Genomic DNA, 22,702 nt, shown 5'->3' on the forward strand with positions numbered 1-22,702 from the left:
CGTGTTGTTAGTTGATTACAAGCTTGAGTTCGCCATAACAAACGTGCGAAAGCCAAACACTTAAGAAAAATAAAGCGTAGCTTTTTACCGAGAGGCTATCCGTTCAATTTTCCCAGCTCACCTTTTTTATCTAGGGTATTGAATGAAAACCCCAAGCTTATTCCACGCGCCAAAAGGAATGCCAGTAACGCATACCATAAACTTGGATTGCCATTACTTTGTGTTAAATACCACACTGGGAAAAACACGCCTATTGCACTGAACAACATGGTATTTCTCATTGCACTTGCACGAGTAAGACCAACAAAAACGCCGTCATACAAAAAGCACCAGTGCCCCACAAGCGGCAATAGAATCATTAACGGCAAATAAGGTAGTGCGCTGTCTTTAATGACTTGATGATCGGTTAGTAAGGTAATGATGTCGGCGCCAAAAGCATAGAACACCAGACTATAGGCAACCGCAAACAGCGAAGACCATAGTAGGCCTTGATACGTTCTGCGCTTTATTTCTTTTACATCCTTAGCACCTTGCGCCTCTCCAACTAGCGCTTCTACACCATAGGCAATGCCGTCTAACCCCAGCGCTATTAAAACAAAAAATTGCATTAAAATAGCGTTTACGGCCGCAGATGTCTCTCCGTATCGCGCGCCTTGAATAGTAAGAAAGGCCAAGCATGCTTGAAGGGCAAGGTTGCGAATAAGCATATCGCCATTTAACTTCATTAACACTTTTCGTGCCGCGCGATTAAACCAGGCGCCACTTATGCCCACACCACCCGCAATCTTCAACGCGGCCAGTAATGAACATATCGCCATGGTATATTCTGCTATCACGCTCGCGAGTGCCACGCCAGCCACCGAGTAGCCCAGATAGAAAACAAATATCACATCTAGCAGTGCATTCAGTAAGTTTCCTATAATTTGAATAGTCATAACGGTGCGCGTTTTCTGCTGACCTACCAACCACCCCACCAGCGCTAAATTCAGCATTGCAGCAGGTGCACCCCACACTCTGGTTGTAAAATATTGTTGTAAGTAAGTAGCCACTTCCGCGTTAGGGCTTGTAAGGGAGAGCCCAACTTTGAGAATGGGTGCTTGCAGCGCAACAATAGCGGCACCTAACAGTAACGCTATAGCAACGGTTTGCCACAATACTTTCGCCGATTTGTACTGCGCATTATCGCTGCCTTTTGCCTGTGCGCTTAACCCTGTGGACGACATGCGCAGAAAACCACACACCCAATAAATTTGCGTGAGAATTAATGCTCCAACAGACGCGCCCGCTAACATGGCAGGCAACGCCATATGACCCAGCACGGCAGTATCGACTAAACCTAAAAGCGGTGTAGTAATATTTGCCAAAATCATAGGCAGCGCTAGCGCCAATAGACGTGTATGATCACGAAAGAATGCATGAGTTGGTGCTAAATCACGCGACATAAGCTGATCTCAGTTGAGTGTTTGCAATTATAAATTGGGCGTAAAAAAAGGAGTGTATCATGCAATGGTTATTATATTTATTCGATAGAAAAGGAATGGCGTCTATGGGAGGGCTTAAAACCTCTGTACAGATATTTTTCGCGCTGAGCTTTTTTGCTACTTACAACAGCGTTGCCATTGCAGAAGAGGCATCTCCCGCGCCTAATGCTGCTATATTGCTTTATCATCACGTATCAGACAAAACCCCGCGTAGCACCAGCATTTCGCCTGATGAATTTTCTGAGCATATGGAATATCTAGCGGCACATCATACGGTAGTATCGCTAGAGCAAGTCGTTACCGCATTAAAAGAAAACACCTCGTTACCCAGTAATGCAGTAGCCATTACCTTTGACGATGGCTACGCGAACATTCTGCACAATGCCCATAAAGTGCTGGTAGATAAAGGCTTTCCCTATACTGTTTTTATCAATCCAGATGAAATAAGCGTTGGCCCATCTCAGCTTACGTGGGAACAAGTAGACGCTATGCATAACGACGGTGTTACTTTTGCTAATCACACACTTGATCATCTTCACATGCTTAACGGTGAGTTTGAAATGGGAGAGTCAAAATGGCTTTCTTCGGTTTGGCAAAACGTAGCGCAAGCGCAGCAGAAAATTGAAGAGAAGCTAGGCAGTAGCCCTAAACTGTTTGCCTACCCATTTGGCGAGTTTAACGTTGCACTTGCCAGCAAACTAGAGCAAGAAGGTTATACAGCATTTGGACAGCACTCAGGCGCTGTTGGGCCTAACAGCAACTTGCAGGCATTACCTCGTTTTCCCGCGGCAGGGCCCTATGCAAACCTGAAAACACTTAAAACCAAGCTTAACAGTTTGGCAATGCCAGTCGCTGACTTATCTCTCAATGAGCCACGCATTAAAGGTAGAAATATTGATAAACCAATAACGCTTACCATTAACAGTAATGATATGCGAACGTCGCAAGTATCTTGTTTCTTTGGTAGCGATGTTATTGAAACTCAAACCACCAAGAGTACGGTAGCGTTTACGATTGAAGGCGCGCTGCCTGTAGGTCGCTCACGCGTGAATTGCACTGCACCATCCATCAGTAAGTCGGGCAGGTACTACTGGTATTCTGTGCCATTTTTCGTTGCTGACGATAATGGAAACTATCCCGACTAGCCAATAACGCCATTGTTAACACTGATAGCGACGTATATAAGGAAACGTTTACCTATACATCGCGCTCAAAGCGAATAAAGCCCTTGTTGATTGATGCCTCAGTAAAGTTTTGGCTTTGATAGAAGCGAATGCCTTGAATGTTAGTGACTTCTACATCTAACACCAGCTTACGCTTCTTAAGTTGCTCTGCGCGCATTTTCATAAGGTCAACCAAGGCAGAGCCAATACCTCTTCTCTTTCCTGCTTCAGCGACAGATAGATGCCCAATCATAAGCTCGCTTGTGGTTGGAGGTGTAAGGTTCACCGCTACAGTTTGATTGCGCATCAGCACGTTCATCGCTTCATCAAGCGTAAAGTACGACGTAATGCTATCAAGGGTGGCGCGGTCGAATGCAGCACCTAACTTACTGTGCCACGCTGTGACAACACCTAAAATAGTGCCGTCGGCTTCTGCTACCCAGTGGTTTTTAAAACCGTATTGCCCCCCGCCATGTTCCCATGCGTGAGTTAAGTACCCTAGTGCCGTTTTGTCTTTATTGTGTCCAAATACTGATGTTAATAATGATTCTGCGGCACTTAAAATTAGCGGCGCAGTTTGCGCGGCATCAGATGCCTCGCCTTGTCTAATTTTGATATCCATCTTACTACTTTGAGATTACCACCGGCATATCTGCCAGTATTTGCTGAGAATCACTTATCGATAACCTTCCTGGCTGTCTTGTAGGTTTAAATCGGCCTAATACCCTTGCCCGTGGGTCGATAAGTACCACTGACGCACTATGGTCAACTAGGTAGTTTGGGTTATCGGTACTTTCAGCAATGGCGTACATCATGCCAAGGTTACGAACGAATGGAAAAAGAGATTTATGCTCTCCAGTAACCGCCACAAACTCTTTATTAAAATAGCTGACATACTCAGAAAGTCTATTTATTGAGTCTCGTTTAGGATCAACTGATACAAAAACAACGCGTATAGGATAGACACTCTCTAAAGCCTGAAGTTCAGGATAAATTGTGTTCAGCTCTGCCATGGTGGTTGGACATATATCTGGACAAAAGGTATAGCCAACAAACACTAAGCTCCATTGCCCTTCGAGCGATGTTAAATTGAATGGGTTGCCCTTGTGATCGGTAAGGGAAAACTCGGAGATTGCGCGCGGTTCTGGGTATGCTTGGAAATACTCAGGCTGAGCGTTCGAAGAAGAATTAGGAGGCGCTATATATAACGCCCCAACCACACCAGCCACAAGGGCTAGCGCAGCAACAATGCCAACAAATGTGCGTTGATTCATAAACTTATGGGTATGTAATGATCCAATAACAATACTACAAACAATACCATGAGATGAATAATTGAAAACCTAAAAGTTTTCATTGCCGTTTGTTCGTCGGCGGCATACTTCAGCTTAACTGCGTAATAAAGGAAGCCTGCGTTCAATACACTTGAACCAATTAGGTAGATAAGATCACTCATTCCTGTCAGGTAAGGCATAAAACATACTATTCCTAGCAACACCGTATATAGCAATACCGACGTTTTGGTGAAACTTACGCCGTGCGTAACGGGAAGCATGGGCACTTTTGCTTTTGCGTAGTCTTTTTCACGATGAATGGCTAACGCCCAAAAGTGAGGTGGGGTCCAGGTAAAAATAATCAATACAAGAAGTAATGCATGGGCATGTATTTCACCGGTTACCGCAGTCCAACCAAGCAGCGGCGGCGCGGCGCCCGCAATCCCGCCGATAACGATGTTCTGCGGCGTTGCTCGTTTTAGGTACATAGTATAAATAAACGCATAGCCCACTAGGCTTGCAAGCGTTAGCCACGCGGTTAGCATATTTACGAACGCGGCTAATACTACAAAACCAATCACGCCAAGAGCAGCTGCAAACCACAGCGCACTCGTAACACTTACTTTTCCTTTAGCAACCGGGCGATTAAACGTACGTGCCATCATGCTATCTATTCGATGATCTACTACATGATTAATTACCGCTGCTGATGCCGAGAGCATCCCAATGCCTGCGAGGCCGCATATAAGTGTTACAGCACTTACCCATGTGGGCGTAGCCAAACACATTCCCACAAGTGCGGTAAGCAATAACAACATAACCACATTGGGCTTTGTCATTTCATAATAGTCGCGCCACGAAACACTTTGATGATGACGAGCCGTTCTAGCGGTGATAGACACTGATTTAGCCATGGAAACCTCCTGGCGCCTTTGTAAGGGCATGAGTAGAAAAAGAAGAATGCGCAGCAGACAATGGTGCGCCTTGGTGTGATGACACGTCGTTTTGTGTTGATGCAAACGTAAACTGGTTACTGTGTTTGCTTAGCGGAACTACCAGTGTGAAAACAAGATAAAGCAGCGATAGCAGCAGTACAGCGGCCACCGCGTTATGCATAACAGCAACACCAAGTGGCAGCATAAATACAATATTGCTAACACCTAATGCCACCTGCACAGATAAAGCACACAACATAAACGTGGCTATACGCTTCTGCAGATTTGTAGTGCTACTGGCGCGCAGCACACTCAAACCTAGGGCAAGCAAGTATGCAAAAGTAACCAACGCGCCCGCACGGTGGACAATATGCATAGTTACGCGCTCACTATAATCATGGGCGCCAAACTCGTAGTTTTCTGCATCGGGCACACTAAACGCGCCGGCAAAGTCTAATCGCGACTGCCATCCCGCTTCACATATTGGCATCTTGGTACAAGCAAGGGCAGCGTAATTAGCAGAAGTCCAACCGCCTAACGCTATTTGCACAACCAGCACGCCAACACCAACTAGCGCAAAACCCTTAAGCCTGCTTTGTCCATTTTGCTTCTGAGCCAATGATTCACTACTAACTTCAACATTTTGCTGTAATTGCACATCGTGCTGCTTTAGCCGCAAGTACAACATAAACAAACAAGACAGTACCGTGAAACCGCCTAACAAATGTCCCATCACCACAACGGGCAACAGGTTGAGCGTTACCGTCCACATGCCTAGAGCGGCCTGAAAAGTAATAAGCCCTAGCAAAAATAGCGGTAGTTTAACCGGCGTACCTTTACTTCGATTTCGCACTGCAATAACAGCAATCGCTAGTACGCAAAGCCCTAGCGTGCCAGCGAAATAGCGGTGTACCATTTCATTCCATGCTTTAAACGCTTCAACAGGTCTTTCAGGGTAAGCAGCATTGGCCTGTGCTACTTTCTCTTCACTTAGCGGGACGGTTAAGTTGCCGTAGCAACCTGGCCAGTCGGGGCAGCCCAGACCTGCGTCAGTTAAACGTGTATACGCACCTAAAATAATGACAACGGCAGCCAAAAATAAGCTAAAAAGCGTTAATTTCTTCATACTAATCATCCTATGCGCGATAGCTTTAATAGCTTTCTCATGTCGGCCAACATATTGCGGCTTTCCATTACTGCATCTTGTCGCTCTAGCTTTATTTGATAAAACAACATGGCATTATTCTGGGTATCCACGATATACACGCTATTAGTCGCTAATTGGTTAGGCGCGGAAATTTCCATTGTAGCGACGTTGGGGTACTGAGTTAACGCAGCAAGCGCTTCAGGGTCGCTGTTGTCGGTAGCAAGTACCATAGCTTCTGCTCTGTCAGACTCTTTTCCTAGCGCAAGCCATACTTGGTTTATGCTAAACAACGCGTTTTCACACACTGCATCGCAGTTTTCAGGCATAACGTAAAGCATTCGCCATTTCGGTGCTGCATCTTGCAACACTGAAGTCATATCAATGGTAGGTGATAGTAATTGCCCTTTGTTAGTGGCAGCTTTAGTAAACCAGTCGTTCTCTAATGCTAACTTTGCTAACACAACAGGAATAACAAACACCGCTATCATAAGTAGCAAAGTGCGTTTTGAAGCCGCGTTTTTAGTTGATGCAGTATCACTCATAACTACGTCCTTTTTTACTAATGGCAAAGCCGCCTATAGCTGCAGCGGCAATGGCTAATCCAAACCATTGCACGGCGTAGCCAAGGTGCTTTTCTGGAGACATCACTACAGGGCGAAAGTCGCGCACAAACTCAACATCGTCTGTTGTGAGTTGAATAACATAAGGTAATAAGTCGCGATTCAGGCGCTGACTGAGATCTGCAAAGTCAATTTGCTGAACCAGCGCGGGGAAAACCAATGACTGTGTATTGGTTTCTGTTATCAAGGGGTTAATACCCGGCACCGACACAATGCCTCTGAAAGAAAGAAGACCTTTATCGATTTTTATTGTCGGCAGCGTGCGCTGCATATCAGGTGCAGATACCCAACCGTAATTCACTAATACCCAGCCAGCATTCGTTTTTACCGGCACGATTACATCGTAGCCAACACGTTTATCTTGAATTTGATTATCTAAAAAAACCAGATGTGTAGTATCAGGCTCGCCGTCGAAGGTAACAGCAATATCACGTGGGTCATCGTTCGTTAACGCGGTTAATAAACTCACACTTCCATTGCTTTGCTTTTGCGCTATGCTAGCTAAACGATGCTGCTTTTGAATCATGCGTTCTAGCTGCCAAAAGCCAAGCCCGCACATTGCTGCCACACTAATTGCAGTGAGTACCCAAGGAAGCAGCTTGCGAGTGCGTTGTGCCATAGTTAACGCACCCTACAAAAACCAATAAGAAAAACAGAGGTCTTTATAATGATAAAAATAATCCTAGTTGCCTTAGTGATATACATGATCGTTAACTTGTTTTTGGCTATGCGAGTAATGATGAAAAACGACCCTAAAAATGGCCCAATGAGCAAATACATTGGTCGTCGCGTTCTCACATCTGCCGTGATTGTTATAATTATTCTTGTTGCAATAGGTACAGGGTTAATAACGCCGAACCCCAGACCTTACTGAGGTTCGACGCGAACAGGGCTTAAAGCACGTAAACGAAGATGTAGAGCATTACCCAAACCACATCTACAAAGTGCCAGTACCAACTACCCGCTTGAAATGCAAAATGGTTATCTGGCGTAAAGTGCCCTTTTAACACGCGGAAAAACAACACAATGAGTATGATGGTTCCTAACGTTACGTGCATGCCATGGAACCCAGTAAGCATAAAGAACGTGTTGCCGTATATACCCGACTGAAGCGTTAAACCAAGTTCACGGTACGCATGAATGTACTCTTCTACTTGCAAAAATAAGAAGCCACAGCCAAGCAAGATAGTAAGCCCAAGCATCCAAGTAAGCTGCTTGCGTTTATTTTCTTCCAAACCCGAATGCGCAAAGTGCAGCGTTACTGAAGATACGAGCAGAATAACCGTGTTGATAGTGGGTAGCCCTGCCGCACTCATTTCTTTAGTTTGAATTCCGCCAGGTGTAGACACTAAAGGCCACATTGCTTCAAAGCTTGGCCACAGCACTTCATTGGTCATGGCATTATTTGATGCGCCGCCAAGCCATGGCACGGCGATAAAGCGCGCATAATAAAGCGCGCCAAAAAACGCCGCGAAAAACATCACTTCAGAAAAGATAAACCAGCTCATACCTTGACGGTAAGAGCGGCCTAGCTGGTCGCTATAAAGCCCTGACATCGACTCATCGATTTGATTTTTAAACCAGCCCACTAACATCACTAGTAGCACAATGATTCCGGCGGTTAAGATATGGCCTCCGTAGCCAGACTCACCTTTAGTGGCTTCTACTACAAAATTTCCAGCACCTACGGCAATAAGAAAGAGCGCTACCGCTCCTACAATTGGCCATGGGCTTTGCGCGGGTACATAATATTTTTGGTATTCTTGCTGCATTATTATCTCCTTACCCCTACGTTGATTATTTGCCGCTTTCAGCGCCACTAACCATAAAGGGATTCGGTTTTGTCGTTAGGTCACTTGCTCTCGCGGTGACGTCATATAGTGTGTACTGCAATGTAAAATACGTAATTTCTTTAGGAAGCTGGGGGTCAACATAGAACTGCATAGGCATGTAGGCCTCACTTCCAGCGTCTAGGGGCTGCTGGTTAAAACAAAAGCATTCAGTTTTATTGAGGTACAACGCGGCTGTACCTGGAGAAACAGAAGGAATAGCCTGCGCTACAATATTGCTTGAGGCAGGGTTTCGAACATAAAACGATACCGTGTTCAGTTCGCCTGGATGTACTTTTACTCGCTGTGTTTCAGCGCGAAACTCCCACGGCATGCCCGTGTTGGTGCGCGTGATAAATTCCACTGTTATTTCACGAGTCTCATCAATCTCTACAGATTGATAAACTGCTGCACTGTTTTCTGTTTTTCCATTAATTCCTGTTACATCACAAAACACGTCATAAAGCGGCACAAGGGCGAACCCAAAACCAAACATGCCAATAACAATGGCAACAAGCTTTAGTACCATTTTGTTGTTTGCATTTGCTTGCGACATAACACAGTCTCCAAACTAAGCCTTGCTCAAGCGCGATTAAATTCGCGCTTGAGCTGGCATGAGTTACTTCACAACAGGTGGCGTATCGAAGGTGTGATAAGGAGCAGGAGAGGGGATCTCCCACTCTAGACCTTCTGCACCATCCCATACTTGTGCCGATACTGGTTCGCCCTGTTTTCGGCACGCTTTAATAAGAAGCGCCAAGAAAATCAGCTGCGACAAACCAAACGCAAAACCACCCAAGCTTATCCACTTGTTAAAGTCGGCGAACTGAAGGGCATAGTCGGGAATACGACGAGGCATGCCTGCTAAACCTACAAAGTGCATAGGGAAGAACAACACGTTCACTGACACGAGCGAACACCAGAAGTGCCATTTAGCTAATGTAGTGTCGTACATTTTGCCCGTCCATTTAGGCAACCAGTAATACACGGCAGCCATAATGGAGAATACGGCGCCTGTCACCAGTACGTAGTGGAAATGCGCTACTACAAAGTATGTGTCGTGATATTGAAAATCTACCGGTGTAATGGCCAGCATAAGACCCGATAAACCGCCAATGGTAAACAGCACGATAAAGGCAATAGCAAACATCATAGGCATTTCGAATGTAAGCGAGCCACGCCACATCGTTGCCACCCAGTTAAATACTTTTACACCGGTTGGTACAGATATCAGCATGGTGGCAAACATAAAGAACATTTCCATGTATACCGGCATACCCGTGGTAAACATGTGGTGTGCCCAAACAACAAACGACAGCAATGCAATAGATGCCGTTGCGTAAACCATTGAGGCATATCCAAACAACTTTTTACGCGAGAATGTAGGGACAATTTGTGAAATGATGCCAAAAGCCGGCAAAATCATTATGTATACTTCAGGGTGCCCGAAGAACCAGAAAATGTGCTGGAACATAACGGGGTCACCGCCGCCCGCAGCATCAAAGAAACTTGTTCCAAAGAACTTATCGGTAAGTACCATGGTAACAGCGCCTGCTAATACCGGCATTACCGCGATAAGTAGGAAGGCAGTGATTAACCATGTCCATACAAACAGCGGCATTTTCATCCATGTCATGCCCGGCGCGCGCATGTTGAAGATGGTAACAATAACGTTTATCGCACCCATGATGGATGAGATACCCATGATGTGCACCGAGAACACAAACAGTGCGGTTGAATCGCCACTGTAGGTTGTTGAAAGCGGCGCATAGAATGTCCAGCCAAACGCAGGACCACCACCTTCCATAAACAGTGAACTAAGTAATATTAAAAATGCCCCAGGTAATATCCAAAAGCTCCAGTTGTTCATGCGCGGCAAGGCCATATCTGGCGCACCAATCATCATAGGCACTAACCAGTTTGCTAAGCCAGTAAACGCTGGCATAACCGCACCAAACACCATGATTAAACCGTGTACCGTAGTCATTTGGTTAAAGAAGTTAGGCTCGACAATTTGTAGGCCAGGCTGGAATAACTCGGCGCGAATAACCATGGCCATGGCACCGCCCACTAAGAACATAATAAAGGCGAACCATAAGTACAGCGTGCCTATGTCTTTATGGTTTGTGGTAAATAACCATCGGGTAATACCTTTTGGAATATGATCATGATGATCATGTTCGTCGTGATGCACAGATGAATCTGGCGAAATAACGTCAGTTGCTTTACTCATAACTCGCTCCTAGTTACCCATTGCCACGTCGTTGACATCTTTCGCCTGCACCATGTCACCCGTGTTGTTACCCCACGCATTGCGCTCATAAGTCACAACCGCTGCAATCTCTTTAAGGCTTAGCATTTTGTTAAAGGCCTGCATTGCGGTGCCTGACTTTCCATGAAGCACAATTTCAATATGACCTTTTTGATCTTCAAGGGCCATTTTGCTGCCTTTAAGCGCTGGAAATACACCTGGTAGCCCTTCGCCGTTTGGCATATGGCACGCTGCACATGTTGTGTTGTACACGCGTTCGCCTTCCTTCATTAACTCATCCATCGACATGTTCATCGACAGTAGGCGCTGCTCTTCCTCTTTTGCTTGGCGAACAATGTCTTCTTGTTCCCCCATCCAAGCTTCGAAAGCGGCGGGCTCTTTGGCGATAACAACAACGGGCATATAGCCGTGATCTTTACCGCAAAGTTCAGCGCACTGACCTCGGTAAATACCTGGCTCATTCACCTTGGCCCATGCCTCGTTAATAAAACCTGGGTTAGCGTCTTTTTTCACTGCGAAATCTGGTACCCACCACGAATGGATAACGTCGTCAGACGTGATAAGAAACCGTACTTTTTTACCGGTAGGAATAACTAAGGGGCGGTCGACTTCAAGCAAGTAGTTATCTGTCTTTTCAAACTTGTTTTCTATCTGCTCGCGCTGGGTGGCCAGTAAAGAATAGTATTCAACGTCACTGTCCATGTACTTGTAATGCCATTTCCATTGCGAACCAGTTACCAAAACCGTCATGTCAGCTTCAGACACGTCTTCCATGGCAATCAGTGTGTTTGCCGCTGGCACAGCCATAAAAATAAGGATAAGGAAAGGCACAACCGTCCATGCAATTTCCACTTTTACGTTTTCATGGAAATTAGCTGGCTTAGCGCCGCGGGATTTTCTATGAAGATACATAGACGCGAACATCACGCCAAATACCACCACAGCTATACCAACGCAAATGAAGAACATCAGCATATGCAAATCGTACACTTGCCCGCTAATGTCAGTTGCTCCGCGCCGTAGGTTCAATGAAGAGACTTCTTCAGCAGCCTGTTGCGCAGAAAGAAAATGAGAAAATAACAAAAAGGGTAATGCCGCAACCCCTTTTGCGATGACGTTCGTTAGTTGTTTCACTCAGCACCTCCGTAATGGTAGAACCATTAACGCCAAATGTTCTTGCGCGCTGTCCCTACCAGATGGTTTGCGAACGGTTGACCCACAACTGCAACTTGTAAAACAAATTTAGAGTCATTGTTATTATTTTGTTAATCCCTGACTAATAATTGCGCGATTATTCACCGCCGTCTAGTCTTTTCTATTAAATTTTTAATGAAGTGTTTAAAATTTAAACATTGGTTTCAATTAGCTATACCGTCTAATAGCAGAAAGAAACACAAATGCTGAAAATAAAGAACCTTGATTCAAACAACCATTTTGAACATAAGATAATTTTCAATTCTAAAGAAAAGTAATCAAATACAATGATTTAAAACGTTACGGATAGGAAATTAAAACGGCGAGACTTATTATAATAACGCTAAAAAGTGAAATTTTTTTTTCAATGTCGCGGTAGAAAAGAGGGCGTATTAAATTTTTTCACTCAGTTGATCCGTTTGGTCAAAAAACAACCTTGCTTCACCATAGTGCAATCATTAACAAAAGTTTAGGTATAAAAAAAGCGGCTAATAGGCCGCTTTGGGTTTAGTTGGATAAAACTCTACATCCAGTCTGCATTTCTAATTACACCTACAGCAATACCTTCGATAGCAAAAGGCTGTGAGGCTAAGTCCACTTTAATTGGAGAAAACTCTTCGTTTTCGGCATGCAGCAGTACTTCTCTACCACGCTTTTCAAGGCGTTTAACCGTTACGTCTTCATCAACACGAGCTACCACGACTTGGCCATTGTGAACGTCTGTAGTGCGATGCACTGCGAGTAAGTCACCATCTAAAATACCAATATCCTTCATACTCATGCCGTTAACACGAAGCAAAAAGTCAGCTTGAGGTTGGAAGAGAGCAGGATCTACCTTGTAATGAGACTCCACGTGTTCTTGCGCAAGAATAGGCTCACCAGCGGCCACTCGGCCAATTAGCGGCAAACCATCTTCTTCTACAGAATCTTCAAGCGGAATATTGAGTTTGATACCTCTAGAGGTGCCCGGCAAAATGTCAATAACACCTTTTCTAGCAAGTGCTTTCAAATGCTCTTCAGCAGCATTAGCAGAACGAAAACCAAGCTGACGGGCAATTTCCGCACGTGTTGGAGGCATTCCCGTTTCTTGCATAGTGGTTTTGATAAGTTCTAAAACTTCGGTTTGTCGAGCTGTTAATGGGCGCATAAAAGACCTGTCTGTTCATACAGTTCCTGTAATTATATACACCTAATACGAAATAACAAGAACTTAGTAACGCTCACCAAAAAAGCCGTTTTCTTAAACGGCTTTTTTGGTGAATGGTGCCCACTCAATTCTGTCTCGCCCATTAGCTTTAGCGTCATACAAGGCTTGGTCAGCTAAAGACAGCAGCGCACTAAAATCCATATTAAAACCGTCATCAACAAAGGTTACGCCTATGCTTACCGTTAGTTGCAGCGTGTCTTTCTTATACAACATTTTTTTAGCGGCTATACGCTTCCGCAGTGAGTCTAACCGCTTCTTCGCTTCACGTTCACATTCACCACGAATTACCATGGCAAACTCCTCTCCGCCGAGACGTGCAACGATGTCTCCATCGTTAATTGCATCGCTGATAATATCAGCGGTTTGCTTAAGCGCACAGTCTCCAGCGTCGTGGCCATAGGTATCGTTTACATTTTTAAAGTGGTCGATATCGATAAGTACAACAAAAATACTGCAATGATCTTTCGCCATGTCCTCACATTGCTCAATGAACGCGCGCCGGTTGAATAGCCCCGTAAGCGGGTCTGTCATGGCTAACTTACGTAGTTTGTCCTCTGCTTCGGCCCGAGCTTGCTCTAGGTCTACGGCGTAGAACAACCCTGCAAGCGCATCTAATAAAGGCTGGAAAAACTCCGCATCTTCGTTGGTGTATGGTGAGAATTTATTCGCAAGTCCAATAACACCCACTACTCTGTCTTTCACTTTTATGGGTAAACCAAGGAACCGACTAATTCTGGGGTGACCTTGTGGCGTTCCTTTAGAAGCAGGATGTGCTCCAGCGGTATTACTAATAACCACCTCGCCCGACGTAATGGCTTGCCCAAATAAGTTGTCAAACGACGAAAAATATAAATTACGCTTTTTATATTCAGCATATTGGGTGAAGCTTTTACTGTCCCATACAATTTCAGAAATTGCATGTATAAAGAGTTTGGGCTGCGTTTCCACGTCTCGCATCTGGCCAATAAAGGCAATTTGGCTGTCTGATATGTCAATTAGCTCTGATAAGACTGACTGGCATGCGGTAGTAAGGTCGTTACTTTGCAAATAAGAGGCACGGGTTTTATTTATAAACTGCAGTAACTGGGTTTTCTTTCTCTCGTGAAGGTCATTCTCCATTCGCTGAGTTATATCACGGTGAATACCCGCAACACGCACAGGGTTGCCGCCTTCGTCTACTTCAACAATCTTGCCGTAAGTTTCAACCCACACCCACTTCCCACTGGTATGCTGCATTCTAAACGTGGTGTTAAATACTTTTGCTTCACCGCTCAAATGCTCATTTAATTTTCTTTCTACATTAATAAAATCGGCAGGATGAATAAGCTGCTTAAAAAAACGAGAGCTTGTATCGTAGTACTCGTATTCTAAACCAACAATATCGCACCACCGTTTGTTCACTTGGTTGACATCTGCCTGTAAGTTCCAGTCCCACGTACCCAACTCAGATGCTTCAAGAAGCAAGCGCATGCGTGAGTTGGTTTTATTCAATTTATCTTCAACAAACTTCTGATCGCTGGTATCAAACAAAAATGCCTGTACCGACAGCAGCGTTCCATCTTCACGAAAACTTGCTGTTGAGATCATGCTTACCCAGATGGTGCGAGTAGGTGAAATAATTTGCAAACGACAGGTGTGCGTTTCTACGCCCTCAAGATGTGCCTGCATAGTAAACGTAAAATCCTGCTCTGCCGCGTTAGATAAAATATCGTTTAGTTGAACAGCGCCGCTTAACAGGTCTTGCGGTGCTACGCCCAACACGTATTCGCAATTTTGCGATATATGTATCAAGTTAAGTGAGGTATCAAAACGCCATGTAGCAAGTACAATGGGTGATTTATCAATAAGGCCGTGCTCTCGCTTTAGAATCTCATGTTCATTGGATAACGTAATGTGCTGACTTACAAGCGTTGCTATGCGCTCTAGCGCCTTGACATGTTTTGCGTCTATTTCTCGAGGTTTTGTATCGATAAGGCACAGCGCACCAACGGCCTCACCATTTACAACAAGCGGTGTACCTGCATAAAAACAAATATTGGGAGCGCCGGTAACAAGCGGGCTATCTTTAAATCTCGGGTCTTGTGTGGCGTCGCTAACCACAAGCTGGTCTCGCGTTTTAACAACGATGCTGCAAAGCGTGTGTTCACGGCAAACACTGGTAGTGTCAAGTCCATAACTGGCTTTAAATTTTTCCTCATATTCGCCCATAATGCCTATCAATGCGATAGGTACCCTAAACGCTTCAGCCAAAACCATCATTAAATCGTCTAGGTCTAACGGCAAATCTTGATCTAGCATAAATTCATCGATGACTTTAAGCCGAGACTTCTCGTTCATTGCTTGCTCTCATACTGCGTTAATATTACACAAAAGTAGTAAACAAGCAGTGATTTCGCAATTTTTACCCCCCTTTTTTATAGGCCTTTTCTTATTTATTTAAGAGTATGAACTTTATGTAATAATTAGGCGCCTAGCCTGAATCGCTCATTGATAAATGCCAATTCGTAATTGTTTTGTGATAAGCGTTTGGCACTGATAATATTTTTACCTATATCCACACCCATAAAGGTTTAATTTTCATGCTAACTTTTGCGCCTTTTTCATTAGAGCTTGCTCCTTATTTTGATTCAATCAATCGAGAATGGATAAATGAGATGTTCAAGCTAGAAGCCATTGATGAGCGTGTCATATCAAACCCTCAGCGTGAAATTATCGAAAAAGGCGGTCATATTTGGTTTGCACTGCACCCTGAGTTGGGTGTGGTAGGAACCTGCGCACTGATGAAAAAAGATGAAGGCACGTTTGAACTTACCAAAATGGGGGTAGTCTCAACGGCACGAGGGTTGAAAGTGGGTGAAGCGTTACTTCAACATGTCGTTAAGGAAGCTGAAAACATTGCTACAAAGCTATTGTTTTTGCTTACTAATAGCAGTTGTGAAGCAGCCATCCATTTGTATGAAAAAAACGGTTTTGTGCATTGTGAAGAAATAATGAAAACCTACGGTAAAGCCTATAAGCGCTGCAATGTAGCAATGCGCTATGCTGCTGATTGGAACATCACCCATGCGTTATAACGTAGTTATTCGGCTTAAAAAAGCGTTTGTATAACACCCTACATGAAACGTCTTGTTCAAGGCTATTTGTAGCCATAACTTAACAGGTGTGACAATTCAGGTATCACAGTGCGAATAGCGAGATATATCGCCAACTGTGATACACTTCGCCAGATTTTATTTCATAGGATTACATAATTCATGTCGTGGATGCGAAAAGCCCTTCTGTCGGTATTTCATTATCCTGTTAAGTTGCTGGTTAAAGCGCATAGCATTCCAGTAAACGTTGAAACCGAATTAGGAATAGATAAGAACAAACCTATTGTTTATCTGCTTCCAACAAACTCAGTGACCGATCAATTGGCGCTAAAAATGTCGACCGAGGCGCTGGGCTTACCTAGCCCCACTGAAACTCTTGCGCTTGCCGGAAGAGAGTATTCTTCTACGCTGTTTTTAAGAAAAACGCAGCCGATTTTCCGCTCATCGGCAAAGGATACTGATATTGAAGAAGTATTTACCGAACTTTTTCATTTGCACAGAGATCATGAAAACCTTGACCTTCAAGTCGTGCCCGTTTTCGTAACGTGGGGACGAGCGCCAGGTAAAGGAAACCCAGGTTTAAGCGATCTTATTGCTGATAAAGCCGCACCAAGCTGGCTAAGAAAATTGTTTATCGTATTGTTCTTAGGCCGAGACAACTTTATTAATTATTCTAAAGCAGTGTCTGCCCGCGTAATGTCGAATCAGCACGGGAGCGATCAAAGTATTGCACACAAGCTAGTGCGTGTAGCAAGCACTCACTTTCAACGCAAACGCCAGAGCATGACTGGCCCAATGTTACTTGAACGCCAAGAACTGAATAACAGTGTATTGGGTTCAGATGCCGTTCGCCGTGCGATAGCAGAAGAATCACGCAGTAAAAAGATAAGCCACGAAAAAGCAAAAGAAACGGCACAGTCTTACGTAACCGAAATTGCTGCCGACTATCGCGAAGGCTTAATACGCTTTGGTGACAGGCTGCTTACCCGTATTTGGAATAAAATCTATAACGGTATCAGCGTAGGCCATGCCGATAGAATTCGTGAGCTTGCTGCTAATGGACATGAAATTATTTATGTACCGTGCCACCGAAGCCACATGGACTACCTATTGCTTACCTACGTGATATATCACGAGGGTATGGTAACACCTCACATTGCTGCAGGTATTAACCTTAACTTTTGGCCGGTAGGCAAAATGTTCCGCCGTGGTGGTGCGTTTTTCCTTCGTCGCAGTTTTGCTGGCAACAAGCTTTACACAGCGGTGTTTAGAGAATATCTAGAGCTGCTTTTCAACAAAGGTTATTCAGTAAAGTATTATCCAGAAGGGGGTAGAAGCCGTACCGGAAGACTTATCCCGCCTAAAACAGGTATGCTGGCTATGACTATTCAAGCCATGCTAAAAGGTGTTAATCGCCCCGTGAGCATTGTGCCTGTGTATATTGGCTATGAAAATGTCATGGAAGTGAAGAGCTACTTAAACGAGCTTAAAGGCTCGAAGAAAAAGAAAGAGTCTAACCTTCAGGTATTTTCTGCCATTAAGAAGTTAAAAAACTATGGCCATGGTTATGTGAACTTTGGCGAGCCCATTCAACTTAACCAATTCCTAGAAAGCCAAGTGCCAGATTGGCGTGACTGTAGAGACGCCGATCCAGACAAGAAACCGGCTTGGCTTACACCTGCGGTTAACGAGCTAGCCAACAATGTGATGACGCGTATAAACCGCGCTGCAGCGCTTAACGGAATGGCACTTACTTCGCTTTGCCTGTTGTCTTCAAAAACACAAACCATGAGTGAAGCAGAACTAAAACAGGCGTTAGGTGACTTCATAGAACTGTTTAAAGCTGTGCCCTTTAGTGACGACGCCACTATTCCCGATTCGACGGCAGAAGAACTACTGCACGATACCTTGAAGCTAGGTCGTTTTGATGTAAAAGAGGACGACTATGGCCGACTAATAGGCCCGCAGCCAAAATCAGCGGTATATCTAACCTACTACCGCAATAATATTTTGCATCTGTTTGCGCTACCTGGACTTATTATGGCGTCGGTATTTGCAAGAAAAGGGACTCGCCGTAGCGCTATTTTGCAATTAATTGCCGCACTTTATCCATTGTTGCAAAAAGAGCTGTTTTTGCACTTAACGCAAGATGAAGCACTAGCGCATACCGACTCGCTTATTAACGCATTGCTAAGCAACGGTCTACTTCGTCAAGAAGGTGATGAGTTGCTGCCACCTGATGCACACTGTAAGCAGTTCCATTCAGCATGGTTGCTAAGTCGCTGCATGCAAGAAACGTTGCAGCGCTACGCTGTGGTGCTTACTATTTTAGATAAAGAAAAAGTGATTAGTCGAAGTGCACTAGAACGTGAAAGCAAAAAAGTGGCAGAACGCTTGTCGACATTGTACGGATTAAGCTCACCAGAATTCTATGATAAGAACGTGCTTTCAAGCTTTATCAGTGCTCTGAAAGATAATCACTGGCTAGATACTGAAAAAGACGGCAGCCTTAGATACTCAGAAGAATGCGAAGCGCTTCGCCAAGATGTTATGGCCTTGATTTGGCCTGAGATGATGCAACATCTTGAAAATGTAGCGCTACACGCAGAGAGTTAATGCTTTAAACAGTATTTTGTAGCGTTAAAAGCCTAAACGGTTATGAAAACACCGTTTGGGCTTTTTTTGTATTGGTGACGTAAGAAGGCAGCTTTGCACCGCTTCACAGTAAGCATGCGCTTAATGTGAAACGGCGAAAAGCAAGAAAAAAGCAAAAACGGTAAGCGGTGCTTTATTGCTTAAACTATTCTGGTTGAGATAAGAAGAAACGATAAGCCGGGTTGTCGGTCACTTCTTCTACTTTATAGCCTAGTTCGGCAACGTGCTGATTGAAGTCAGCTCGGCTTTCTGGGGCAATATCAAAGCCAGCCAAGACAAGGCCTTCAGCGGCACCGTGATTGCGATAGTGAAACAGCGTAATGTTCCATTGCTCACCAAGTGTATTGAGGAAGTTCAATAGTGCTCCTGGTCGCTCTGGAAATTCAAAGCTAAACACTTGTTCGTTTAACGACGTGGGAAGCCTACCTCCTACCATATGCCGTACATGCAGCTTCGCTAGTTCGTTATCCGTAAGGTTAAAGCAATCATAGCCTTTACTTTCAAGCGAACTTTGCAATGCTAAAAATTCTTGCTGTCCGCCTTTAAGTTTTACGCCAACAAAGATATGCGCTTCGGTGCTACTTGCGTAACGATAGTTAAACTCGGTAATTGCTTTTGCACCTACGCATTCACAGAACTGTTTGAATGCCCCCTTTGTCTCAGGGATCTTCACTGCAAAAACGGCTTCTTTTTGCTCACCAAGCTCACAGCGCTCCGACACATAACGAAGCGTGTGGAAGTTTATATTGGCTCCACATAAGATGCCGCCAAGTTTCTTTCCTTGCAGATCATGCTGCTTAGCATATTTGCGAATAGCAGCAACAGAAAGCGCCCCAGCGGGCTCCGCAATAACCCGCGTGTCATCGAATATATCTTTAATGGCACCGCAAATTTCGTCGTTGGTAACCGTAATAGTTTCATCTATCAGTCGATTACATAATCTAAAAGTTTCTTGCCCCATTACCTTAACGGCAACGCCGTCGGCAAAAATACCTACGCTTTCAAGCTCTGTCGGCGCACCTTTTTCGCGCGCTTTAATAAAGCACGCTGACTCTTCAGACTCTACCGCAACTATTTTAATGCTTGGTTTTAACTGTTTTAGATACACAGCGATGCCAGCGGCAAGGCCGCCGCCACCAACGGCAACAAACAATGTATCAAGGTTAGGATTTTGCTCTAATAATTCTCGAGCAACGGTGCCTTGCCCAGCAATAACATCGGGGTCGTCGAAGGGTGGAACAAAGGTGTAGCCATGTGTTTCGCATAATGCCTTTGCATGATTACTTGCTTGGTCGAAGCTGGTGCCGTACAGCACCACATTGACATTGTCGCCACCAAAACGACGCACCGCATCAACCTTAATGTCAGGTGTCGTTTCAGGCATAACGATAGTAGCCTGAATGCCTTTCATCTTGGCACTGTAAGCAAGACCCTGAGCGTGATTTCCTGCAGATGCGCCAATAACACCCGCTTTTAATTGCGCTTGTGTTAACGAGCATATGCGGTTGTATGCGCCCCGTAATTTGAAGCTCTTAACTGGCTGCTGGTCTTCTCGCTTTAAGTAAACCTCGTTACCAAGTTCTGCCGACAGTAACGACATGTAAGACAGCTCACTGGCCACCGCCACATCGTAGACTGGGGCTAGTAAGATCTTTTTAAGATAATCGTGGTCGCTAACGTGCTCACTTACCATCATAAATTTTCCAGTTTACTCACATCGCGCACAGCGCCTTTATCGGCGCTGGTAGCCAATGCAGCGAAGGTCTTCAGTGATGTAGAAACCTCACGAACGCGGTTTTTAGGGCGCCATGGTTTGTCGCTAGCTTCCATTTTGGCGCGACGCGCGGCAAGCTCTTCATCGCTTATTACGATGTTAATACTGCGATTTGGAATATCGATTGCTATTTTATCGCCATCTTCTACAAGGCCAATACCACCGCCGCTTGCCGCTTCTGGCGAGCAGTGCCCAATAGATAAGCCCGATGTACCACCACTAAAACGACCGTCGGTTACAAGGGCGCACGACTTACCAAGCCCTTTCGATTTTAAGTATGACGTAGGGTATAGCATCTCTTGCATACCCGGCCCTCCACGAGGACCTTCATAGCGAATAAATACCACATCGCCAGCTTGCACTTCGTTACCTAGAATTCCTGCTACAGCGTCGTCCTGACTTTCGTATATACGGGCCGTACCATTGAATGTTAAAATCGACTCATCAACACCGGCTGTTTTAACAATACAGCCATCTTCAGCAAGATTACCGTATAGCACTGCCAATCCGCCTTCTTGACTGTATGCATGTTCTACCGTGCGAATGCAGCCGTTTTCACGGTCATCATCGGCTTCATCCCAGCGGCAGTCCTGACTGAAAGCTTGGGTGGTACGAATACCTGCAGGCCCTGCACGATAGAAGGTAATAGCATCTTTATTTTCTGGATTGGTAATATCCCAATCGCTAATAACGTCGGTAAGCGGTTTGCCCAACACATGATTCACGTCAGTATTTAGCAAACCAGCTTTATTAAGCTCGTTCAAAATACCCAACACGCCACCTGCTCGGTGAACATCTTCCATATGGTATTTGGGTGTAGATGGTGCCACTTTGCACAAGTGCGGCACTTTTCTAGAAAGACGATCGATATCATCCATTGTGAAAGGCACTTCGCCTTCCATCGCAGCGGCTAACAAATGCAAAATAGTGTTAGTAGACCCGCCCATGGCGATATCTAAGCTCATTGCATTCTCAAACGCTTTGAAGTTAGCAATATTACGCGGCAACACACTTTCATCATCGTCGCCGTAGTAGCGTTTACACAGCTCTACAATTTGCGCACCTGCCTTTTTAAACAATCCCTCACGGTCGGCATGGGTCGCTAGCATTGAGCCATTGCCGGGTAACGATAATCCCAATGCTTCGGTTAAGCAGTTCATCGAGTTTGCCGTAAACATGCCAGAGCATGAGCCACAAGTTGGGCAGGCAGAGCGTTCAATTTCGTCGCTGTCGGCGTCGCTCACTTTATCGTCGGCAGCCGCTACCATGGCATCCACCAAATCAAGCTTAATCAACTGATCTGAAAGCTTGGTTTTACCTGCTTCCATTGGGCCACCTGAAACAAAAATAACGGGTACGTTTAAGCGCATAGACGCCATCAACATCCCCGGCGTTATTTTGTCGCAGTTAGAAATACATACAATGGCGTCGGCACAGTGGGCATTCACCATATATTCCACAGCATCAGCTATGATTTCTCGAGAAGGTAGGCTGTACAGCATGCCGCTGTGTCCCATAGCAATGCCATCATCCACCGCAATGGTGTTAAACTCTTTTGCAACACCACCAGCGGCTTCTACACTTCGCGCCACTAGTTGTCCGAGATCTTTAAGGTGAACGTGCCCCGGTACGAACTGCGTAAATGAGTTCGCAATAGCAATAATCGGCTTTCCAAAGTCAGTGTCTTTCATTCCAGTTGCTCGCCACAACGCGCGAGCTCCCGCCATATTTCTACCTTGCGTGGTAGTTGCAGAACGTAACTTGGGCATAAATCCTTCCCGTTTTAATTGGCGCTTTAGGCGCTATTTTGAAACTAAATGTTTATTTGCACTACCTTGCATAACCGAGTGAAAAAATAAACGCTTAACATTGAGTGCGTTTTATTTTGGTATAGCAAAGCATCTTCAGTCGTCTAGAATAAAGGCAACAAATTGCGTAGCTTTACGCTAGCACCTTGTTTTTAAGATACATATTGACGTCCAAAGCACACAATAGATGCCCTTCGGAAAAAATGAAATGTTGTACGTATAAGGCTATGGCTTAACCTCTACTTTCAACT

The 22,702-nt window shown here is 44.9% G+C and carries 19 protein-coding genes; 4 read left to right on the plus strand and 15 right to left on the minus strand.

Annotated features, from left to right (window positions below):
• Positions 1-95 precede the first annotated feature (95 nt).
• Positions 96-1,442 carry an MATE family efflux transporter gene (locus tag ACGHAV_RS03890; RefSeq protein ID WP_390376683.1) on the minus strand — a complete coding sequence of 449 codons (1,347 nt, stop codon included), beginning with the start codon at positions 1,440-1,442 and terminating at the stop codon, positions 96-98.
• A gap of 59 nt (positions 1,443-1,501) precedes the next feature.
• On the opposite strand from ACGHAV_RS03890, the gene ACGHAV_RS03895 reads away from it, so the two are divergent.
• The gene (locus ACGHAV_RS03895) at positions 1,502-2,626 is read left to right on the plus strand and encodes a polysaccharide deacetylase family protein (protein WP_390376686.1); all 1,125 of its coding nucleotides are present in this window, start codon (positions 1,502-1,504) and stop codon (positions 2,624-2,626) included.
• Positions 2,627-2,678: 52 nt separating this feature from the next.
• Here the strand turns inward: ACGHAV_RS03895 and ACGHAV_RS03900 are convergent, their stop codons facing one another.
• Genes ACGHAV_RS03900 through ACGHAV_RS03925 form a run of 6 tightly spaced genes read right to left on the minus strand, consistent with a single transcriptional unit; the run spans position 2,679 to position 7,239 of the window.
• Positions 2,679-3,266, minus strand: a complete 588-nt coding sequence (locus tag ACGHAV_RS03900; RefSeq protein ID WP_390376688.1) for a GNAT family N-acetyltransferase — start codon at positions 3,264-3,266, stop codon at positions 2,679-2,681.
• A gap of 4 nt (positions 3,267-3,270) precedes the next feature.
• Complete coding sequence (locus ACGHAV_RS03905) at positions 3,271-3,918, minus strand: SCO family protein (protein WP_390376691.1); 648 nt, start codon at positions 3,916-3,918, stop codon at positions 3,271-3,273.
• Positions 3,915-4,832 (minus strand): heme o synthase, encoded by a 918-nt coding sequence (gene cyoE / locus ACGHAV_RS03910; RefSeq protein WP_390376694.1) that lies wholly within the window; start codon positions 4,830-4,832, stop codon positions 3,915-3,917. The genes ACGHAV_RS03905 and cyoE overlap by 4 nt, the downstream gene beginning before the upstream one ends.
• The gene (locus ACGHAV_RS03915; RefSeq protein ID WP_390376696.1) at positions 4,825-5,979 is read right to left on the minus strand and encodes a heme A synthase; all 1,155 of its coding nucleotides are present in this window, start codon (positions 5,977-5,979) and stop codon (positions 4,825-4,827) included. The genes cyoE and ACGHAV_RS03915 overlap by 8 nt, the downstream gene beginning before the upstream one ends.
• A 5-nt stretch (positions 5,980-5,984) precedes the next feature.
• Positions 5,985-6,542 carry a hypothetical protein gene (locus ACGHAV_RS03920; RefSeq protein WP_390376699.1) on the minus strand — a complete coding sequence of 186 codons (558 nt, stop codon included), beginning with the start codon at positions 6,540-6,542 and terminating at the stop codon, positions 5,985-5,987.
• Positions 6,535-7,239, minus strand: coding sequence for an SURF1 family protein (locus ACGHAV_RS03925; protein WP_390376702.1), 705 nt, complete (start codon positions 7,237-7,239; stop codon positions 6,535-6,537). Before ACGHAV_RS03925 ends, ACGHAV_RS03920 begins: the two co-directional genes overlap by 8 nt.
• Positions 7,240-7,284: 45 nt before the next feature.
• Here ACGHAV_RS03925 and ACGHAV_RS03930 point away from each other — a divergent pair, with 45 nt between their 5' ends.
• Positions 7,285-7,494 carry a DUF2909 domain-containing protein gene (locus ACGHAV_RS03930; RefSeq protein ID WP_334014166.1) on the plus strand — a complete coding sequence of 70 codons (210 nt, stop codon included), beginning with the start codon at positions 7,285-7,287 and terminating at the stop codon, positions 7,492-7,494.
• A gap of 19 nt (positions 7,495-7,513) precedes the next feature.
• Here the strand turns inward: ACGHAV_RS03930 and ACGHAV_RS03935 are convergent, their stop codons facing one another.
• The 6 genes from ACGHAV_RS03935 to ACGHAV_RS03960 all read right to left on the minus strand — a co-directional run bounded on the left by ACGHAV_RS03935 (position 7,514) and on the right by ACGHAV_RS03960 (position 15,459).
• Entirely contained in the window at positions 7,514-8,392 is an 879-nt protein-coding gene (locus tag ACGHAV_RS03935) for a cytochrome c oxidase subunit 3 (RefSeq protein WP_334014055.1), read from the minus strand.
• A 25-nt stretch (positions 8,393-8,417) separates the two neighbouring features.
• Positions 8,418-9,005: a cytochrome c oxidase assembly protein gene (locus ACGHAV_RS03940; protein ID WP_390376705.1), complete on the minus strand. Its 588-nt coding sequence runs from the start codon at positions 9,003-9,005 to the stop codon at positions 8,418-8,420.
• 63 nt (positions 9,006-9,068) lie between these two features.
• On the minus strand, positions 9,069-10,682 hold the full coding sequence (gene ctaD, locus ACGHAV_RS03945; RefSeq protein ID WP_334014057.1) for a cytochrome c oxidase subunit I: 1,614 nt from the start codon (positions 10,680-10,682) through the stop codon (positions 9,069-9,071).
• Positions 10,683-10,691: 9 nt separating this feature from the next.
• A complete protein-coding gene (coxB, locus tag ACGHAV_RS03950; RefSeq protein ID WP_390376708.1) occupies positions 10,692-11,855 on the minus strand; it encodes a cytochrome c oxidase subunit II in 1,164 nt (387 codons plus the stop codon).
• Between the two features lie 583 nt (positions 11,856-12,438).
• Entirely contained in the window at positions 12,439-13,062 is a 624-nt protein-coding gene (gene lexA / locus ACGHAV_RS03955) for a transcriptional repressor LexA (protein WP_334014059.1), read from the minus strand.
• A 93-nt stretch (positions 13,063-13,155) separates the two neighbouring features.
• On the minus strand, positions 13,156-15,459 hold the full coding sequence (locus ACGHAV_RS03960) for a diguanylate cyclase (RefSeq protein ID WP_390376711.1): 2,304 nt from the start codon (positions 15,457-15,459) through the stop codon (positions 13,156-13,158).
• 242 nt (positions 15,460-15,701) lie between these two features.
• Between ACGHAV_RS03960 and ACGHAV_RS03965 the strand changes: the two genes are divergently transcribed.
• Positions 15,702-16,196 (plus strand): GNAT family N-acetyltransferase, encoded by a 495-nt coding sequence (locus ACGHAV_RS03965; RefSeq protein ID WP_390376714.1) that lies wholly within the window; start codon positions 15,702-15,704, stop codon positions 16,194-16,196.
• Between the two features lie 180 nt (positions 16,197-16,376).
• A complete protein-coding gene (gene plsB / locus ACGHAV_RS03970) occupies positions 16,377-18,830 on the plus strand; it encodes a glycerol-3-phosphate 1-O-acyltransferase PlsB (protein WP_390376717.1) in 2,454 nt (817 codons plus the stop codon).
• Positions 18,831-19,014: 184 nt separating this feature from the next.
• On the opposite strand, the gene ilvA is transcribed toward plsB, so the two are convergent.
• On the minus strand, positions 19,015-20,562 hold the full coding sequence (gene ilvA, locus ACGHAV_RS03975; protein WP_390377009.1) for a threonine ammonia-lyase, biosynthetic: 1,548 nt from the start codon (positions 20,560-20,562) through the stop codon (positions 19,015-19,017).
• Positions 20,562-22,412 (minus strand): dihydroxy-acid dehydratase, encoded by a 1,851-nt coding sequence (gene ilvD / locus ACGHAV_RS03980; protein ID WP_390376720.1) that lies wholly within the window; start codon positions 22,410-22,412, stop codon positions 20,562-20,564. Before ilvD ends, ilvA begins: the two co-directional genes overlap by 1 nt.
• Positions 22,413-22,702 lie beyond the last annotated feature (290 nt).

The organism is Alteromonas sp. MTD1, from assembly GCF_042848195.1.
Classification (GTDB): domain Bacteria; phylum Pseudomonadota; class Gammaproteobacteria; order Enterobacterales; family Alteromonadaceae; genus Alteromonas.

Coding starts and splice junctions, on each gene's coding strand:
- ACGHAV_RS03890 (WP_390376683.1), bottom strand. CDS start 1,442: ATGTCGCGTGATTTAGCACCAACTCATGCATTCTTTCGTGATCATACA.
- ACGHAV_RS03895 (WP_390376686.1), top strand. CDS start 1,502: ATGCAATGGTTATTATATTTATTCGATAGAAAAGGAATGGCGTCTATG.
- ACGHAV_RS03900 (WP_390376688.1), bottom strand. CDS start 3,266: ATGGATATCAAAATTAGACAAGGCGAGGCATCTGATGCCGCGCAAACT.
- ACGHAV_RS03905 (WP_390376691.1), bottom strand. CDS start 3,918: ATGAATCAACGCACATTTGTTGGCATTGTTGCTGCGCTAGCCCTTGTG.
- cyoE (WP_390376694.1), bottom strand. CDS start 4,832: ATGGCTAAATCAGTGTCTATCACCGCTAGAACGGCTCGTCATCATCAA.
- ACGHAV_RS03915 (WP_390376696.1), bottom strand. CDS start 5,979: ATGAAGAAATTAACGCTTTTTAGCTTATTTTTGGCTGCCGTTGTCATT.
- ACGHAV_RS03920 (WP_390376699.1), bottom strand. CDS start 6,542: ATGAGTGATACTGCATCAACTAAAAACGCGGCTTCAAAACGCACTTTG.
- ACGHAV_RS03925 (WP_390376702.1), bottom strand. CDS start 7,239: ATGGCACAACGCACTCGCAAGCTGCTTCCTTGGGTACTCACTGCAATT.
- ACGHAV_RS03935 (WP_334014055.1), bottom strand. CDS start 8,392: ATGCAGCAAGAATACCAAAAATATTATGTACCCGCGCAAAGCCCATGG.
- ACGHAV_RS03940 (WP_390376705.1), bottom strand. CDS start 9,005: ATGTCGCAAGCAAATGCAAACAACAAAATGGTACTAAAGCTTGTTGCC.
- ctaD (WP_334014057.1), bottom strand. CDS start 10,682: ATGAGTAAAGCAACTGACGTTATTTCGCCAGATTCATCTGTGCATCAC.
- lexA (WP_334014059.1), bottom strand. CDS start 13,062: ATGCGCCCATTAACAGCTCGACAAACCGAAGTTTTAGAACTTATCAAA.
- ACGHAV_RS03960 (WP_390376711.1), bottom strand. CDS start 15,459: ATGAACGAGAAGTCTCGGCTTAAAGTCATCGATGAATTTATGCTAGAT.
- ACGHAV_RS03965 (WP_390376714.1), top strand. CDS start 15,702: ATGCTAACTTTTGCGCCTTTTTCATTAGAGCTTGCTCCTTATTTTGAT.
- plsB (WP_390376717.1), top strand. CDS start 16,377: ATGTCGTGGATGCGAAAAGCCCTTCTGTCGGTATTTCATTATCCTGTT.
- ilvA (WP_390377009.1), bottom strand. CDS start 20,562: ATGGTAAGTGAGCACGTTAGCGACCACGATTATCTTAAAAAGATCTTA.
- ilvD (WP_390376720.1), bottom strand. CDS start 22,412: ATGCCCAAGTTACGTTCTGCAACTACCACGCAAGGTAGAAATATGGCG.